Annotated in this window: 15 protein-coding genes; 7 read left to right on the forward strand and 8 right to left on the reverse strand. The window is 42.6% G+C overall.

Going from position 1 to position 17,224, the window contains the following annotated elements; all coding sequences use genetic code 11:
* Nucleotides 1-84 precede the first annotated feature (84 nt).
* From aciT to hemJ, 4 genes are all read left to right on the forward strand, one after another.
* The gene (gene aciT, locus JMX82_RS08095; protein WP_227676010.1) at nt 85-486 is read left to right on the forward strand and encodes an AciT family ciprofloxacin tolerance protein; all 402 of its coding nucleotides are present in this window, start codon (nt 85-87) and stop codon (nt 484-486) included.
* 402 nt (nt 487-888) lie between these two features.
* Nucleotides 889-1,395 (forward strand): SCP2 sterol-binding domain-containing protein, encoded by a 507-nt coding sequence (locus tag JMX82_RS08100; protein WP_201540148.1) that lies wholly within the window; start codon nt 889-891, stop codon nt 1,393-1,395.
* A 334-nt stretch (nt 1,396-1,729) separates the two neighbouring features.
* Nucleotides 1,730-2,791: a biotin synthase BioB gene (gene bioB / locus JMX82_RS08105; RefSeq protein WP_413786764.1), complete on the forward strand. Its 1,062-nt coding sequence runs from the start codon at nt 1,730-1,732 to the stop codon at nt 2,789-2,791.
* Between the two features lie 89 nt (nt 2,792-2,880).
* Nucleotides 2,881-3,315: a protoporphyrinogen oxidase HemJ gene (hemJ, locus tag JMX82_RS08110; RefSeq protein ID WP_045453451.1), complete on the forward strand. Its 435-nt coding sequence runs from the start codon at nt 2,881-2,883 to the stop codon at nt 3,313-3,315.
* A gap of 115 nt (nt 3,316-3,430) precedes the next feature.
* On the opposite strand, the gene JMX82_RS08115 is transcribed toward hemJ, so the two are convergent.
* The 5 genes from JMX82_RS08115 to JMX82_RS08135 all read right to left on the reverse strand — a co-directional run bounded on the left by JMX82_RS08115 (nt 3,431) and on the right by JMX82_RS08135 (nt 10,202).
* On the reverse strand, nt 3,431-4,201 hold the full coding sequence (locus JMX82_RS08115; protein WP_055124810.1) for a hypothetical protein: 771 nt from the start codon (nt 4,199-4,201) through the stop codon (nt 3,431-3,433).
* Between the two features lie 365 nt (nt 4,202-4,566).
* Entirely contained in the window at nt 4,567-5,058 is a 492-nt protein-coding gene (locus JMX82_RS08120) for a hypothetical protein (RefSeq protein WP_201540150.1), read from the reverse strand.
* 77 nt (nt 5,059-5,135) lie between these two features.
* The gene (gene rph, locus JMX82_RS08125; RefSeq protein ID WP_201540151.1) at nt 5,136-5,852 is read right to left on the reverse strand and encodes a ribonuclease PH; all 717 of its coding nucleotides are present in this window, start codon (nt 5,850-5,852) and stop codon (nt 5,136-5,138) included.
* A gap of 241 nt (nt 5,853-6,093) precedes the next feature.
* A complete protein-coding gene (locus tag JMX82_RS08130; RefSeq protein WP_201540152.1) occupies nt 6,094-7,866 on the reverse strand; it encodes an AMP-binding protein in 1,773 nt (590 codons plus the stop codon).
* 608 nt (nt 7,867-8,474) lie between these two features.
* Nucleotides 8,475-10,202, reverse strand: a complete 1,728-nt coding sequence (locus JMX82_RS08135; protein WP_055124813.1) for an AMP-binding protein — start codon at nt 10,200-10,202, stop codon at nt 8,475-8,477.
* Between the two features lie 571 nt (nt 10,203-10,773).
* On the opposite strand from JMX82_RS08135, the gene parC reads away from it, so the two are divergent.
* Both parC and JMX82_RS08145 read left to right on the forward strand, forming a co-directional pair.
* Nucleotides 10,774-13,080 carry a DNA topoisomerase IV subunit A gene (gene parC / locus JMX82_RS08140; protein WP_201540153.1) on the forward strand — a complete coding sequence of 769 codons (2,307 nt, stop codon included), beginning with the start codon at nt 10,774-10,776 and terminating at the stop codon, nt 13,078-13,080.
* Between the two features lie 45 nt (nt 13,081-13,125).
* The gene (locus JMX82_RS08145; protein ID WP_201540154.1) at nt 13,126-14,133 is read left to right on the forward strand and encodes an NYN domain-containing protein; all 1,008 of its coding nucleotides are present in this window, start codon (nt 13,126-13,128) and stop codon (nt 14,131-14,133) included.
* An 82-nt stretch (nt 14,134-14,215) separates the two neighbouring features.
* Here the strand turns inward: JMX82_RS08145 and JMX82_RS08150 are convergent, their stop codons facing one another.
* The gene (locus tag JMX82_RS08150; protein ID WP_045453424.1) at nt 14,216-14,695 is read right to left on the reverse strand and encodes a BLUF domain-containing protein; all 480 of its coding nucleotides are present in this window, start codon (nt 14,693-14,695) and stop codon (nt 14,216-14,218) included.
* Between the two features lie 377 nt (nt 14,696-15,072).
* Complete coding sequence (locus tag JMX82_RS08155) at nt 15,073-15,588, reverse strand: hypothetical protein (protein WP_201540155.1); 516 nt, start codon at nt 15,586-15,588, stop codon at nt 15,073-15,075.
* 300 nt (nt 15,589-15,888) lie between these two features.
* Between JMX82_RS08155 and JMX82_RS08160 the strand changes: the two genes are divergently transcribed.
* The gene (locus JMX82_RS08160; RefSeq protein ID WP_227676485.1) at nt 15,889-16,719 is read left to right on the forward strand and encodes a Cof-type HAD-IIB family hydrolase; all 831 of its coding nucleotides are present in this window, start codon (nt 15,889-15,891) and stop codon (nt 16,717-16,719) included.
* Between the two features lie 75 nt (nt 16,720-16,794).
* Here JMX82_RS08160 and JMX82_RS08165 read toward each other — a convergent pair whose 3' ends face one another.
* Nucleotides 16,795-17,058 carry a hypothetical protein gene (locus JMX82_RS08165; RefSeq protein ID WP_201540156.1) on the reverse strand — a complete coding sequence of 88 codons (264 nt, stop codon included), beginning with the start codon at nt 17,056-17,058 and terminating at the stop codon, nt 16,795-16,797.
* Nucleotides 17,059-17,224: the final 166 nt, after the last annotated feature.

A 17,224-nucleotide genomic window follows, 5' to 3' on the forward strand; every position in this document is an offset into this window, starting at 1 on the left:
AAAGTCGCCTGTCCCCTCTTTAGCTTTGTTCCCCAAACTTTCATAATGACCCTATTGGAATTCACCTTATGAATAGCGAGATGAATGATGTTACTGACTATATTTTCGGTTATTGGTATAGAAACGTGGAGCACGGCGGCACTGCTTGGTTATAGCTTGCTGGCAGGCTTGATTTTAGCGCTTGCCTTATCCTCACAGCGCTGGCTGCTCTGGTATCTATTTGGTGGTATGGCATATTGGCTAGCGGTTGAGGCGATTCAAAGCATTGTAGCGGGTCGTCCTATGCTATCAGAGCTGTCAGAATGGCACAGCTATATCATCGCCATGGGTATCAGTTGGTTGCCTTTAGCGGGCTGGGTGCTGTATCGGGCACTACGTTACGAGGATGTCAGTCAATCCGTTCAGCAGCAGCGTCAATTGCAAGCGGCACGTTATATCGAGCACACGCCTGTTTATGATGACGACTACCAACCGCGCTTCCACTGATAGAGTCGCGCCTATATCAATAAGCGACGCTGTTAGGTTGGCTCATTCTCTACTTACGGTACTTTCACTTGCCTTTTATATAGCCTGTATTACATTATCTTTATCCGACTGTATCTCGTCCAAAAAGTACGATTAACCTGCCGTCAAATTCGCTCAATCTAGCATAAGTAGTGCGAGCATTCATTTTCGTTGCTATTCTCTTTTCTACTGTCATTTTTATAAATATTAACAACTTGTTTTAATCAAGATGAGGTCATTGGATGTTACAAGATACTTAACGCTCTCTACGTAACTCCTAAAGAATAGCAACCTCTCTATCGTTTATAATCTAGTTATATATTTGTCACAAAAATTGTTATAAAGTACGCATTATTTTGCGTCTCATTCTTTAGGAGTTCGATTATGTTTACTGTTCCTGTATTAGATATTAAATCTGATCCGTTAGATGTGCTATTGGCTGTGATTGGCTATCGTTTGTCCATGCTTGCTGATAGTGATAACGAAGATGTGAAAGCACTATTTGCTGATCGCAATGTTACGATTGAGCTTGCCAGCACTGAAGCGGATATCGCCCGTTATTTTGTTTTTGATAATGGTAGCTTCAGCCAATACAGTGGTCATGCTGAAAAAGCAGACCTCACCATCAATTTCAAAGATTCGATGACAGGTGTTAAGCTTTTGACCAAAGGCAATCTTCCTGCCTTTATGACTGCTGTACAAGAAGGCAACCTCAGCATCGAAGGCGATTACAGCCTAATGATGTGGTTCAATAAACTTGCTAAGCATATCGTGCCAGCTATTCCAGAAGAATGTAAACCTTATATCCAAAAAGCCAAGCCTTATGCTTATAAAGCACAAAAACTTGCCAACCATTGGATTGGGGTTGCTAAGCACAAACTTGGCAAATAATGACGTAAATAGATCGACATAAATAAAGAAAACAGATCACGATTATTTAGCGCTCAGTTACTTTACTCTTTCGCAGTGTTCTGATTTTCTAAAAGGTTGCGGTATACTATATCGCAGCCTTTTTTATTACCTAAAATTTTATGGCTTTACACACAACTCTTTTAACCCCTATTCTCTTAAAAATGATTGTTTTAAAAACTATTATAAAAGGAATTATATGATGGCAGGATTACTTAACATCTCAGAGCCTAATGCCAGTAGCCCCACTGACACGTTCAATAATAAAAATAACAGCCACAGCGGCTTGAATAATGACTTTTTAAACAACTTAGCAATGGATGCCACCACAGCCAGCCAACAAATGGCCCATAAGCATAGCCGCGAAGAAATCGCCGAACTGTTTGATTTGCCATTGATGGATTTGTTGTTGCAAGCGCAAACGATACATCGGGCGCACTTCACTGCCAATGAAGTACAAATCAGTACTTTGTTGTCGATCAAAACAGGTAACTGCCCCGAAGATTGTGGCTATTGCTCACAATCCGGTCACCACCGCGACACGACTAAATTACAAGCAGAGAAGCGCATAGAGGTCGATAAAGTCATTGCTGCGGCCAAACGTGCCAAAAACAGTGGCTCGTCACGCTTTTGTATGGGTGCAGCATGGAAACATCCAAGCGCCAAAGACATGCCCTATGTGGTTGAGCTGATCAAAGAAGTCAAAGCGTTAGGGCTTGAGACCTGTATGACCCTTGGTATGCTAGATACCAATCAAGCGACGCAACTGGCGGATGCTGGACTCGATTATTACAATCATAACCTAGATACCTCACGTCGTTATTATGAGCAAGTCGTTAGCACGCGAAGCTATGACGAGCGCTTAGATACGATAGATAACGTGCGTAACTCAGGCATCAATGTCTGTAGTGGCAATATCGTCGGTATGGGTGAAAGCCGTGATGACCGTATCGATTGGGTACATGAGCTGCTAAAAATGCCCAAAGCGCCAGAGTCAATTCCGGTCAACTTACTCGTCCCTATTGCTGGCACACCAATTGGCGATAAAGTCTTGGCAGAAGGTCAACTGTCAGTGATTGAGTGGATTCGTACCATTGCCGTAGCACGTATTTGCTGCCCGACCAGCTATGTGCGTTTGTCTGCTGGCCGCGAAAGCCTATCCGACTCTGAGCAAGCCTTGGCCTTTATGGCAGGTGCTAACTCATTTTTTTATGGCGATAAACTGCTGACTACTGGCAATGCAAGCCAATCAGGCGATGACAGACTCATGCGCGAGCTTGGTCTAACAAAGCAATTTGCCGCGCCAAGAGCGCCCAAAGTATTGCCTGTGATGGATGCGATGAGTGGTCATCAATCGCAAGTGGTGATGGCAGAGTAGCGTTTTTTATCGCTACCATTATTGGATAATCTGCGCTAAGCTTGCCGACATTATTGATGATAAAATATTAAATCGTAAGAGAGAATGTGATGGCAGATTATTTCAATTGGATTAAAGCGGCGCATATTATATCGATGGTCTGCTGGTTTGCTGCGATATTTTATTTGCCACGCTTGTTTGTCTATCATGCGATGAGTGACGACAGCATCAGCCACGAACGCTTTGCTATTATGGAGCGTAAGCTCTATCGCGGTATTATGACGCCATCGATGATAGCCACATGGGTCTTCGGTCTATGGATGTTGGGGCTAGGCTGGGAGGTGTATAAAACCCAAGGCTGGTTACACGTCAAGCTATTATTAGTGGTGCTACTCTCTGGCTATCACGGTGCTTGTGGCTTTTATCGTAAAAAGCTAATGGATAATCCGCATTATAAGACGCATAAATTTTGGCGCTGGTTTAACGAAGTACCAGTGTTTGCATTAGTCATTATCGTCATCTTAGTAGTAGTAAAGCCCTTCTAAAATTCAGTAAACAGGCTATTAACTGATTTTTAGATCTGAACACCTCTAAACTAAAAGCGTCCGTTACTTATTAAAGTAACGGACGCTTTTTTTAGGACATCATAAATATGAAAGCTTAAACACTAGGGCGCATGATTTGATAGACATTACTCAAATCATAAACACGGTAACGCGCAGGTTCGCGGCGGTTTTCGCCCGCATAGCTGAGGATCAGTGCTTGCTTTGCGCGCTCATCAACCCAGCCGACAAACAGTCCACTATGCTCGACGCCATTATAGCCATGATTGATATAATAGAGCCAATCCCCAACTTCAATTTCGCCACTATTGGCATACGGACCTTGACCATAAGTACCTTTATGAATGGTATCGCGTGTCACCCCGGCGCGTTTAAACACGGCATTGAGATAGTCCCAGCAGCCACCTTGAATGATCGCACGCTCGTTCAGCGCCATCTTGCGGGCGGTGCTAACCACTTCACGTGCAGCCAAACTACTCTGCATCTCCGCACTGCTCAGTAACGGTAAATACTCGCTATCGACATTATCATAATTACCCGATAAAAAAGCGGGCATCACTGCTGGTGCTTGACGCGCTACTTCAGGATAACGATAGGATGTCTGAATCACTGGTGGAGTACTGGCAGAATTTGAGCGATAAGTTCCTGCACGTTGAATGGTAGAACGCGTGCTGACTTTCGCGGAGGGCACCGCTGAGTATGATGGTGTATAGCGAGCACTAAAATCAGATTGCACAGATTTTTGGGCGATCAGCGCACTCATACTATCGGCATGGGCCTGACCTACTAGGCCAACGGTAAATAATAAAAGACTGCACGACGCGGTAACCGACGACGACATAGACAATGACACAGGCAAACGCGACATGACCAACTCCTTGTCAATAAAATATAAATGACAACATAAACCATAATAATAGGATGTTCTAATCTTACTTATAAACCATTTAGACATGACGCTGCAAGCATTATTCGGCTCAAATAGCCGATAAAAGGTATAAAAACGCAGACTAATGGTTAGATAAGAAGAGCACGTAGAAGAAAGATAAAGAGCTGGCGCTAAATAAAAAGGAAATAGAATAAGCAGTGTTTAGATTAAATACTGCGTAGATAGAGTACTGAGCAGATAAAATATTATCTGAGATAGAAGATTGCTGAAATAAAATACTGCTCAGAGAAAGCCACTTAGGTTTTTTATAGCCCAATCCAGTAGATAATCGGCTAAGAAATAAGCTAATCGTTACTCATTTTGATATTCACATGGCGCTTGCCCAATGCTTGACCTTGCAAAATAGCTTTGGCAGCGGTTGCCTCTTGGATACTATCAAAGCCGCTAATATGGTATTTGCGTATATCATCACAATCAACAATCTGTAATTGCTCACCAATAAGCATGATTTTATCACCGTCGGTTAACTGAATATGCTGACGCTTACCTTGATTGTCATGCACCAGCTCACCCGCACGCAGCCACAAGATGCCGCTACTGATAACGCCAGCCATGGCTTTTTTATGTTGTTGGCGTTTTCGATTAAAGATAAAGCTACCAATAATCAGTAGCGCCAATGCCCCTATAGCCAAGCGCTCAGGCAGCAGACTCATTGCCAAAGCAACCGCCACTGCTCCTATTAATAATGCTGAGCCAAACCAAAACATGCCATCATCAGTCGTTTTTGGCTGATCTTGTAGCGTGATTTTGGCACCATCGTCGGTCAGCTTGAGCATGCATGACTACCTGTTACAGAGTAATAAGAAAGTAAAAGTTTACTGAAAATACGATGAGCAAGTAGTCATCAATAGGACTACCAACCCAAGGCTGTTTTTTGCATAGCAATCAGCTCAGCGATGCCTTTTTCGGCAAGAATTAGCATATCGTCGGCTTGAGCACGAGTAAATGGCTTTTCTTCCGCTGTTCCTTGTAGCTCAATAAATTCGCTTTTTTGGGTCATAACCACATTCAAATCGGTATCACAGCTGGCATCTTCTTCGTAGTTTAAATCTAGATACGCTTTGCCGTCTTTCATACCAACAGAGACCGCAGCGACCAAACCAATCAGTGGATCTGCCTTGAGTTTTTTGCTTTTTTGGATACTTTCTAATGCATCGATAAGCGCAATAGCAGCCCCCGTCACACTAGCAGTACGAGTACCGCCATCGGCTTGCAAAACATCACAATCAAGATAAATGGTATTTTCACCCAGCTTACTCAAGTCAATCATTGCTCGTAAGCTACGACCAATCAAACGCTGGATTTCTTGGGTACGACCTGATTGTTTACCACGTGCCGCTTCACGTTGGTTACGAGTATTCGTCGCGCGTGGCAACATGCCATACTCAGCAGTGATCCAGCCTTTGCCTTTACCTTTGAGCCAACGCGGTACGCCAGATTCAACACTAGCGGTACACAATACTTTGGTATCACCAAAGCTGACTAACACTGACCCTTCGGCATGCTTAGTATAATGGCGCTCAAAGCTGATCGAGCGAAGTTGGTCAAGCTCACGATTGTCAATACGCATAAAAATCCCTAGTACAATGTTTTAAAGGCGGTGTAATAAAATGAGGTGTCTGTCATTATGTGGCGAACCATCATTTATCTAGCAAACTATTAACAATCTAAAATAAATAATGATTGGATGCCATAGCAGACGTAAATATTGAGATATCCTAACGTGGCAGCGGCGCAATAGCAAGATTCGTTCGAGCTATTGCGCCGCTACTTGAGCCAGTCATTGGCTTAACAAAGAAATAGCACCAACTTTATTCTAACCCTTCCATCTTACGCAATTCTTTACGCAGGATTTTACCCACGTTTGATTTTGGTAATTCATCGACGAACTGTATGTGACGCGGACGCTTGTAGCCAGTCAGTTGCTTTTTGCCAAAATCAAGCAACTCTTGCTCAGTCACATCGCCTTTTTTGACCACAAACAACTTTGGCTCTTCACCGCGGTCATCGTTTGGAATACCGATAGCGCCGCATTCTACCACAGCTGGATGCTCGCTCATGGCTTCTTCAATTTCGTTCGGATAAACGTTAAAACCAGAGACCAAAATCATGTCTTTTTTGCGATCAACGATTTTGATAAAACCTTTTTCATCCATGATACCGATATCGCCAGTTTTCAGAAAGCCATTGGCAGTAAACGTTTCAGCTGTTTCCTCTGGACGATTTTGATAACCTATCATCACCTGCGGACCTTTGACACAAATCTCGCCGCGATCACCCAATGCGACTTCATTTTCATCATCATCGATTAGTATTATATCGGTGCTAGAGGCAGGGATACCAATTTTACCCGTGAATTCAGCAATAGTCATCGGGTTAAAAGCAGCCACTGGTGAGGTTTCTGACAAACCATAACCTTCCACGATAGGCAGACCAGTGATTTTATGCCACTCTTTTGCCACGCTTGGCAAGACAGACATACCGCCACCGATAGACGCTTTTAGGTTAGAGAAATCTAAGTCTGCAAAGCCGTCTTTGTGTACTAGACCGTTGAACAAAGTATTCACCGCAGGGATAAAGGCGGGTTTGTATTTGGCCATCTCTTTAATCAAACCATCAAGATCACGAGGGTTTGGGATAAGCAAGCCTGCATAACCTCGGTACATGCCATACATGCCGCAGACCATAAATGAGAATACATGATATAGCGGTAGTGCCGTCAGGATGACATCATTGGCATCAACATCATCATCAAATGCACTGTCCATCAATGCACTAATCTGTAGCATATTGGCAACTAAGTTACCGTGCGACAGCATTGCACCTTTGGCAACACCTGTCGTACCGCCCGTATATTGCAACAATGCCACATCGCTTAAATTCAAATCAGGGCGCTTATATTTGCTGGCTGATACTGCATTTAAAGCGTGCTTAAAACTCACGCTGTTTGGCAGACTATAAGCTGGAATCATTTTTTTGACATGGCGCGCAACGAGGTTAACGACGGCTCCTTTCACTGCTCCTAGCATATCACCAATCTTACAAACGATGACATGCTCAACCTGCCCTTTGTCTTCTGCCTCTTGATAGGTGTTCGCAAAGTTCTCTACGATGAATAGGGCTTTGGTGCCACTATCATGCAGCTGATGCGATAACTCTCGGCTGGTATATAAAGGGTTGACGTTGACCAACACCATACCTGCACGGATGATCCCCAAAGCAACCACTGGATATTGCAGGAGGTTGGGCATCATCACCCCAACTTTATCACCTGTTACCAATCCTAATGATTGTAAGTAACTGGCAATTTGGCGACTGTATAAATCCAATTCCTTAAAGCTAATCGATGCACCCATACAAATATAGGCCGTTTTTTTCCCATAACGGCTAAAGTTACGCTCAAACACATCAAGTAAAGAGGTATTGTCATCAGGCATATCGATAGTCGCATCAATGCCATAACGCTCATAAGTTTTCAACCATGGGCTGTCACTATCTATCGTCGGCATAGTAGGAAATACGCTGTCTTTATTATTCATTGCAGCATTATCGTTTGTGGTCTCTTTATTGATACTGTCGGTCATAATTTTCCCTAAATGTTACCGTTAAAAACGTAGAATAATCTAATGAAAACACCATTATTTTTTGTGATTGATCAATGACAGCAGAAGCTTGTGAATAAAAAACGTGGTAACAAAAAAGGTTTATCATTCACAAGCTTTGTCAATCAAAGCGCAACGTTAAGTCCTTAATAAATAGCACGATAACTCGGCATTTCCGAATTAAAAACCCCTTTATCCCTGATAGTTTTATCAGAGATATAGCGCAAAACTAACGTCATCTCGTCGATAAATAGACAAATATGTCGGTAAGCACTATAGCAGTTTTGCTAAAAATTCTCTATCTCTACCTGACTGGGTCATAGCGACAAAAAAAGCAATAAATACAAAAAATGATAAGGCAGCATAGCAGCAACCTTATCATTTTTGGATCACGACACCCAGTATCACAACCACCACTATCACGACAACTTAGCATCCTGATAGTTTCTTACAGATTTAATTCGTAGCGTTAGTTGGTAGCTTTAGTTTTTATCATTAGTATCGTGGTGACTTATCATAATGACTTTACGAGTGCCTAACAAACAGTAGCAGACACTCATAAAAATACTCTGGCGCTGAAAGCTAGCTGATTAACCGTGGTTCTTTTCTTCCAGCACGCGCAAATCTTTGTGCAAAATCTTACCGACATTTGATTTTGGTAATTCATCGATGAACTCAACATAACGAGGACGCTTATAACCAGTTAAATTCTCTTTGCTATAAGCAAGCACTTCTTCTTTAGTCAAACTGTCATCACTACGCACGACATAAATCTTTGGCACTTCGCCGCTCTTTTCATCTTCGATACCAATGACACCGCACTCCAAAATCTTTGGATGACCTGACATCACATCTTCGACTTCGTTTGGATAGACGTTAAAGCCAGATACCAAAATCATATTCTTTTTACGATCAACGATTTTAAAATAGCCTTCTTCATCCATCACGCCGATATCACCCGTACGGAAATAACCGTCAGACGTCATGACTTCAGCAGTAGCATCATCACGTTTCCAGTAGCCTTTCATCACTTGTGGACCACGAACACAAATCTCGCCGCGCTCACCCAGTGCGACCTCATTGCCTTCTTCATCCAAGATAGCCATGTCTGTTGCTGGCATCGGTAGACCAATATTGCCTGAGAATTCGCCCGTACCTTCTGGGTTTGCTGACGCCACAGGAGACGTCTCTGACAGACCATAGCCTTGTACGATTACATTACCAGTAATTTTTTGCCATTTGTCAGCGGTGTCTTTTAATACTGCCATGCCACCGCCCATCGACATCTCAAGCTTGCTATGATCTAAAGCTTTGAATGGATCGCTATTTGCTAAAGCATTAAACAGCGTATTGACCGCTGGGAAAAACGCTGGTGGATAATCTTTATAAGCTTTGATTAAGCTTGCACCATCACGTGGGTTTGGCACCAGTAGCCCGATACAACCGCGATATAAGCCAAACATGCCGCAAACGGTAAATGAGAAGATATGATATAGCGGCAAGGCGGTCATGATAACTGGCTGCTCATCCATACCTTCAAACTTATCAAAAGCATCGCCAAGATAGGTATCACATTGAATCAGGTTGGCGACTAAATTACCATGCGTGAGCATTGCACCTTTAGCAACACCTGTGGTACCGCCGGTATATTGCAAAACGGCAATATCATCAAGGCAGATGTTATCTGGACGTTTGTAATTTTTGGCTGAGAAGCGATTCAGTGCTGTTTTGAAGTTGGTGCTGGTTTTAAGGTTATAGTCAGGTACAAGCTTCTTCACGTGACGCACGACCATATTGACGATAAAGCCTTTTAATGGACTCATCAAATCACCCATCGACGTCACGACGACATGATCAACCAAGTCCTTACCAATGTCTTCATAGGTTTTGGCGAAGTTTTCTAAAATAAATAATGCTTTGGTATCAGAGTCTGTTAGTTGATGCTCAAGCTCTTTTGAGGTATAAAGCGGGTTAACGTTAACCAAGGTCATGCCAGCACGCAGCACACCCAATACGGCAACCGGTAGCTGCAAAATATTTGGCATCATGACGCCGACTTTATCGCCTTTTTTTAACCCAAGTGATTGCAAGTAGGCAGCAATTTGTTTGCTATAACGATCTAAATCTTCGTAGGAGAGCTTTGCATCCATACAGACAAACGCTGTCTTGCCAGCGTGCTTCGTAAAATTCTGCTCAAATATATCGATTAAAGAAGTATTAGCGGCTGGCATCTCAATGTCGTATTGAATACCAAGCTTTTCGTAAGTTTTGACCCACACTTTATCGTTACGACGAATTAGGTTACTGTGATTTTCCATAATCTTTTCTCTCCTAGTAATAGTACGCTACCGTCAACCCATGCGAATCACAGTGTGATAAAAATATAAAAACTCAGAGCTCAGGCTTGTCATCGTAATGGCAGGCTTGGCTGTGAGGCAATCATATGGTGATGAGCAAAAAATATAGCGGTAAATAGCCCTCTGTTCATTAACATACACACTTTATACAGACTACTCAATATAAAAGATTGCTACTTGAGTTCGCAAACTGTCTTGACGGTCAATAATGTCATAGTTATCAAAACCTTAATAGCGATAAGCGATAATCTTTCAGCGATTTATTAGCGAACATTTATTCATTAATACTCTTTATAGTGTTTTATCGTTAACTATTTTTTACCTTTACTATCAAGGGCAGTAGCAAGCTCTGTTAAGGTCACAAAGTTACGCTGTGTACTCTCTTTATCATTACCCGGCACGTCACGACCTGTCGTCTATTCTGACTTATGCCTTTTTAATTTTGCCAATATCCTTTACGATAGCGCTATCCTATTTGTACGCTTGCACCAATTATCTATACCTATTAAAACTGATAAGTGAACCCTATTTTATGTCCGATGTTATTGATCATACGATTGACCCTATTATTCCTAATGAACCGATGGATACTCGCTCAGTCGCAGAGTTCACTGAGCAGGCCTATCTCAACTATGCGATGTACGTCATCATGGATCGGGCGTTACCAAATATCGCCGATGGCCTAAAACCTGTCCAGCGTCGCATTGTTTACGCCATGAGTGAGCTGGGGCTAAAATCAACGGCAAAAGCGAAAAAATCTGCGCGTACCGTCGGTGACGTCTTGGGTAAATACCATCCGCATGGGGACAGCGCTTGTTATGAAGCCATGGTGCTCATGGCGCAGCCGTTCAGCTATCGCTATCCGCTCATTACAGGTCAAGGTAATTGGGGTAGCCCAGATGATCCTAAATCTTTTGCCGCCATGCGTTATACCGAAGCCAAAATGTCGGCTTATGCCAATACCTTGCTTGCAGAACTCGGACAAGGCACGGTCGATTGGCAAGATAACTTTGATGGCACGATGCAAGAGCCAACTACCCTACCTGCCCGCCTACCTAACATACTATTAAACGGCACAACAGGTATCGCAGTCGGTATGGCAACAGACATTCCGCCACATAATCTCAACGAAGTGGTACGCGCGGCTATTCGTTTGCTAAAAAATCCCGAGCTATCAGTTAAACAATTAACCCAATCGATACCCGCACCTGATCTGCCAACCCCTGCTGAAATCATTACCAGTAAAAAAGACTTGCAAGCGATGTATGAGACTGGACGCGGCAGCTATAAAATGCGCGCGACGTTCCATGTTGACCCCAAAGAAAAGAATCTTGTCATCATTGACGCGCTGCCTTACCAAGTCTCCGGTAATAAAATCCAAGAGCAAATCGCTAAGCTCATGACGGACAAAAAACTGCCTTGGATTACCGATATCCATGATGAGTCAGATCACGAAAATGCTTGCCGTATCGTACTTGAGCTAAAATCAACACGGGTCGATGTGGCTCGCGTCATGAGCCATCTGTTTGCCAGTACGGATCTAGAAAGCAATTATCGCGTCAATATGAATATGATTGGCCTAAACAGTAAGCCGCAAGTCAAAAACCTAAAAGAAATCCTTGATGAATGGCTAATCTGTCGCCGCTCTGTGGTCACGCGCCGTCTGCAATATCGCCTTGATAAAATCGACAAGCGCTTACATATCCTCGCAGGTTTGCTGATTGCTTATCTTAATATCGATGAAGTCATTCGCATTATTCGCGAAGAGGACGATCCAAAATTATCGTTAATGCAAGATTATGACCTCACTGATATTCAAGCGAACGCTATCTTGGACATTCGCTTGCGCCAATTGGCAAAGTTAGAGGAGATTGAACTGCGCCGCGAGCAAGATGAGCTGGCTGCTGAACGCGCGATATTACAAGAGTATCTCGATAATCCGGATAGCTTGACCGCGCTTATGATCGATGAGCTGACAGCCGATATGAAGGAGCATGGTAATGAGCGCGTGTCACCATTGGCAGAACGCGAGGAAGCCCAAGCGTTAAAAGAGTCTGATCTCGTACCGAGCGAACCGATCACTGCCATCCTATCAAGGGCAGGTTGGATTCGTGCTGCCAAAGGTCATGACGTCGATGCCGCTGGCATGAGTTATCGTTCAGGTGACAGCTATCAAGCGCACGTCCGTGGCAAATCCAATGAGAAAATCTACGTGCTCGATAGCACTGGACGCAGCTATAGTATTGATGCGCACAATCTCGCATCGGCTCGTGGTCAAGGCGATCCTCTGACCAGTGTGTTAAAACCACCAGCAGGTGCCAGCTTTGAGCAGCTATTAACGGGTGCTGACAATCAGCGCATCATCCTCGCTAGCTCCGCAGGTTATGGCTTTATCAACACCATCGGCAATCTCGATAGCAATCAAAAAGCAGGTAAAAACATCATTAACCTAGCGGCTGATAGTCGTTTGCTCCCTGTTGCGCGTATCGATGCGCCAGTAGAAACGACTGCCAATACTGACGGTGACAATACCCATGCAAAGGTAGCGCCTGACCATATCGCCGTCGTGACCAATGCTGGATACTTACTGATATTTTCCCTCGATGATTTGCCTGAACAGGCACGCGGTAAAGGTAATAAACTTATCAAATTAAAAGACGGCGAAGAAGTGCTTACAATCACGCCACTCAGTCAGCAAGACAGCCTAATTATTACCGCTGGCAAACGCCATGTGACACTCAAGCCAAATGATTTGGCTAACTATACGGGTGTGCGCGGCAATCGTGGTGGTCAGCTACCAAGAGGCTTTCAGAATGTGACGAGTGTTGAGGTTGGTTGAGACGCATAAAGACCATTGAATATATATTGAAATGAGAAAGTAAGAATGAAAAAATTTGCCGTGCTAATTGACGCTGATAATTCATCACATCGTCATATTGAACCTATCCTAGAAGAAATTGCTAAATATGGTATTGCTAGTGTGAAGCGTATTTATGGGGACTGGAGTATCGAGGCACTACTATCATGGAGGGATAAGCTTTTACCTAACGCTATTACGCCTGTACAGCAGTTTGCCTATGTAACTCAAAAAGATGCTACAGACATGAGGTTGGTGATTGATGCTATGGATATATTATATGCAGGAGATTTAGATGGTTTTTGTATCGTATCAAGTGATAGCGACTTTACCCCACTCGCATCTCGTATCCGTGAAAGCGGTTTATTGGTGTATGGATTTGGCAGACAAAGTACGGTTAAGTCATTTGTAAATGCCTGTGATAAATTCATTTACGTCGAAAACTTATTACCTGAGCCTGAAAGTAAAACTTTAATCGCAGATAATTCATCCTATCAAGTTCATTCGGATACAATCAAAATCGATAGGAAGACAGCAACTTTACAAGCAAACTCCATTGATAACGAAAATACCGAGATTGACATACCTACTCTCAATTTAATTTATAAAGCCATTAAAGATAATTCTGATGATGAAGGTTGGGCAAGTTTAGCAGTAGTAGGAAAATACATTAACAATGTCAGACCGGATTTTGATACCCGAACTTACGGACGTACAACTTTATCAGGTTTATTAAAAAAACTGATAAAGTTTGAATGCAAGGTTGAAGATAGTCATATGTTTGTCAGAAAATTCAACTTTCCCATCTTCATTGAAATAGTTCGCACAACCGTTGATAAGATGGTTAGGAAGCAAGGTGTGAATAAAAACTGGGTTAATCTATCTGAGCTTACTGAGCAGCTAAAATCTCAGATTATTCACCATAAAATACTAATCCATCTTTCAGAACATGAAATTGAACAGAAGATTTTGGTCATTGACCCAAAGTACATTAACTTCAACCGTGATAAAAGTCTTGTCAGTATCAGTGCATGAAACAAAGCTGCTTCCTATAAAGAAGCCGCCTATACACAAGGTATAGACAGCTTCTTTACGTTAATCAGAATAGAGAACTTATCTAAGGCTTATTGGATTCAGCATCTTTAAAAATCGCTGACAAAAAGCTTTTAATCTGAGCACTTGTCATTAGATAGGGATTATAGTCAGAACCTGCTGAGAAGCTTTTGAGGGCATACTCTTCATCTTCAGCGCTTGATGTTAGATGTTTCACTAAAAACCCATTCCATTGACGCGACTCTATTTCCTCTATATTAACAATATTGGGAAAAATGGTTGAATGCTCGTCAAGTATTTTTTCTAAGGCAATATTGATAGCGGGCCTTGTCCCTTGAAAACTTTGAACGAAATAACCTTCACTAATGACTAAAGCTGAAGCTATATTGTTTTCTTCAAAATACCTTCGCCAATACTCAAGTGCGCGAGTTAGCTCGATTCCCGAATCTAGGTCGACATTTTTGGCGATATATATCATGTTGATAAGAATATGCTCGCCATTTATTTTTTTGCTTTCTGGAGTATGGCTTGTCGCTATAGTCATGAGAAACCTTATTTATAAAAACCTGATCTAATTTAAGATAAAGTATAATCAATAAAAAATTTTTTCTTAGTGGTTTTTTGTCATCTAGCATCATTGTATTTCTATAAATAAGCATTGGAATTTTAATGAGTTAGGACGCTGACACTTCTCGGAGTACAATTGTACTATAAAACTTGGCACAATGACTGCGATATCATTATTCTAATAATTAACAAGCCTAATCTTTATTTTCCTATAGCACGGTCTCAACCCTAACATACGACTGACCCACGCTTACTCATGGCTCAGACGTTGCAAACATCAATTACTCTTACCAAAAATCCGTCTATACACGCGGTATAGACGGATTTTTTACGCTCATTAAAACGACCAAGGCATCAATACCGACCCATCTCAACCGTTGTCTCAGCAAGCACACTATCGCCTTGCCATGCCTGCACATCTACCGTATACAGATGGTTTTTGCCACCTGAACAAGGTGGTTTATACGCCCCTCCCGCTTCCCCTGCACGGCTACGATATTCCGCGATCATCTCAAGCCCGACTGGCACTTCATAAGTGTGCCCAAACACACGTGGAATCTCAGCACTCGTAGCACCTTCTGGTAGGGCAAACTCTACAATGCCATGTCCACCATGTTGCATACGTTTATTGCTCACATCGCTGTAAACGAAAACCAAGCTCTCCGCACCCATCGGAATGTTTGAGACCGTCATGCTCGGCGTGGCTGGATTTTTGCCATCATAGTTTAGACACTGCTGCCCTTCAGGTATTTTTTTGCCATTCCAAGCAGCATCGTTAAACTTAACATCTATTGCAAAGGCATTGGAAGATAGTGCCAATGTTGCCAATGCCGTCAAAGTGGTGACTGATTTTAAGATAAAAATTTTCATACTAGCTCCTTTAGATAGCGGATACACTGATAGAAACCGTTCATCATTTTGTTAACTGATATTGATCGTTAATCTTAACCTTATAATAAATAGCCACTCTTAAGTTAATTATATCGTTTAAGATTTTTGTTAACCCTTCGAATAAGCGCAAATCAATCGCACCGCTAGCAAAGCGAATACTGCATTCGTAGCAAAATTTGCATCATCGCAGGTTACTCTATAGGTATTTATCTCTTTGGGTGTGTTGTAGTAGTATCTAAATCATTGGTATTGAAACGACTAAAAAACAATAGGATCATCATGTTTATCGAAGACAAAATCGCCAAAGAAAGTATGACTATCAAGACTCCGACACCCAAGATCATCTTTTTTGACATCGATGATACCTTGAGCCGCAATGGCATCATTGCCGAACACAACAAAGCGACCCTTGAGCAGCTTGCAGGTACTGATATTAAGCTGGTGATTTCAACGGGACGCTCCAAAGCCATATTGCCAGCAGATATTTTAGCCTTGCTCGAAGCTGATGTCTTAGATGCGATTATTTGTATGAATGGACAGTATAGTTTTGATAAAAAGGGTCGGATTAGCCACTATCCGTTGTCCGCTGAGCAAACGGATACCATCGTGCGTCTGTGCCAACAGAGCGAGTTGATTCATAAGTTTGACTCTGCCACCCATATCGCATGGTCAGGTGAAAATGAGCGCTTGCGCGAGTTTAATGCCATCACGCCAAACTCTATCGTTGACCCTGAATACCATAAAGGGAATACCGTCTATCAATGCTCAGTATTTTTTAACAATCAACAAGAGAAAATGCAGGACGTCGATTTTGCCCAGTACGAGTTAAAGCTCGTCCATTGGCATCAGATCGGCGCAGATATCTTACCGATAGAGGCATCCAAGGCGCGAGGCATTAAAGATGTCTGTCAATATTATGGGGTAGATGCCAGTGAGTGTATGGCGTTCGGTGATGGAATGAATGATTTAGAGATGTTTGACTTGGTCGGCTATGCGGTGGCGATGGGTGATGCCAAGCAAGAATTGATTGCGCGTGCAGACTTCGTCACGGGTACGATTGAGGAGCGCGGTATTCAGTCGGTGCTTGAGCAATTTCATATTGCGTCTTAATAATCAGACTTTGCAAATTGCTATTTCTCTAGGACGTGTCCTCATTTTTAAAATAAGGACACGTCCTAGCAAAATCTAACCACGCTTCGTCATTAAACTATAAACCCAACTACCGATTTTATAAAATCCGACAACAATCAAAATAAGCACCACCGCTGCCAGCACATAGGCCAACCAAACAGGCACATTACTCAACCAGCCAATCGTAAATGCCAAACCCATGTACGTTTCAACCGGCCAATTAACGATAGGTGTCGGCGAGCCAGCGTTAAACATAGCCATAAAGGCGACGATGCCAAGCACAGCAGTAATCAGTCCAGCACGTTTACGATTATTCATCTTTTGCCTCTTTTAATTCGAACCATTTAATTAACATTCGATTGTTTTTATTTTATCAGTAATCTTTGCATCTTATAAAAACCACGTTGTAAACTCATGCCTTAAGGGTAAAGCAGCTCTCATCATAGCATGATTATTTACGCTTATTATCTTACTCAAATTCAGC

Source organism: Psychrobacter sp. 1044 (assembly GCF_904846525.1).
In the GTDB taxonomy this organism is placed as follows: Bacteria; Pseudomonadota; Gammaproteobacteria; order Pseudomonadales; family Moraxellaceae; genus Psychrobacter.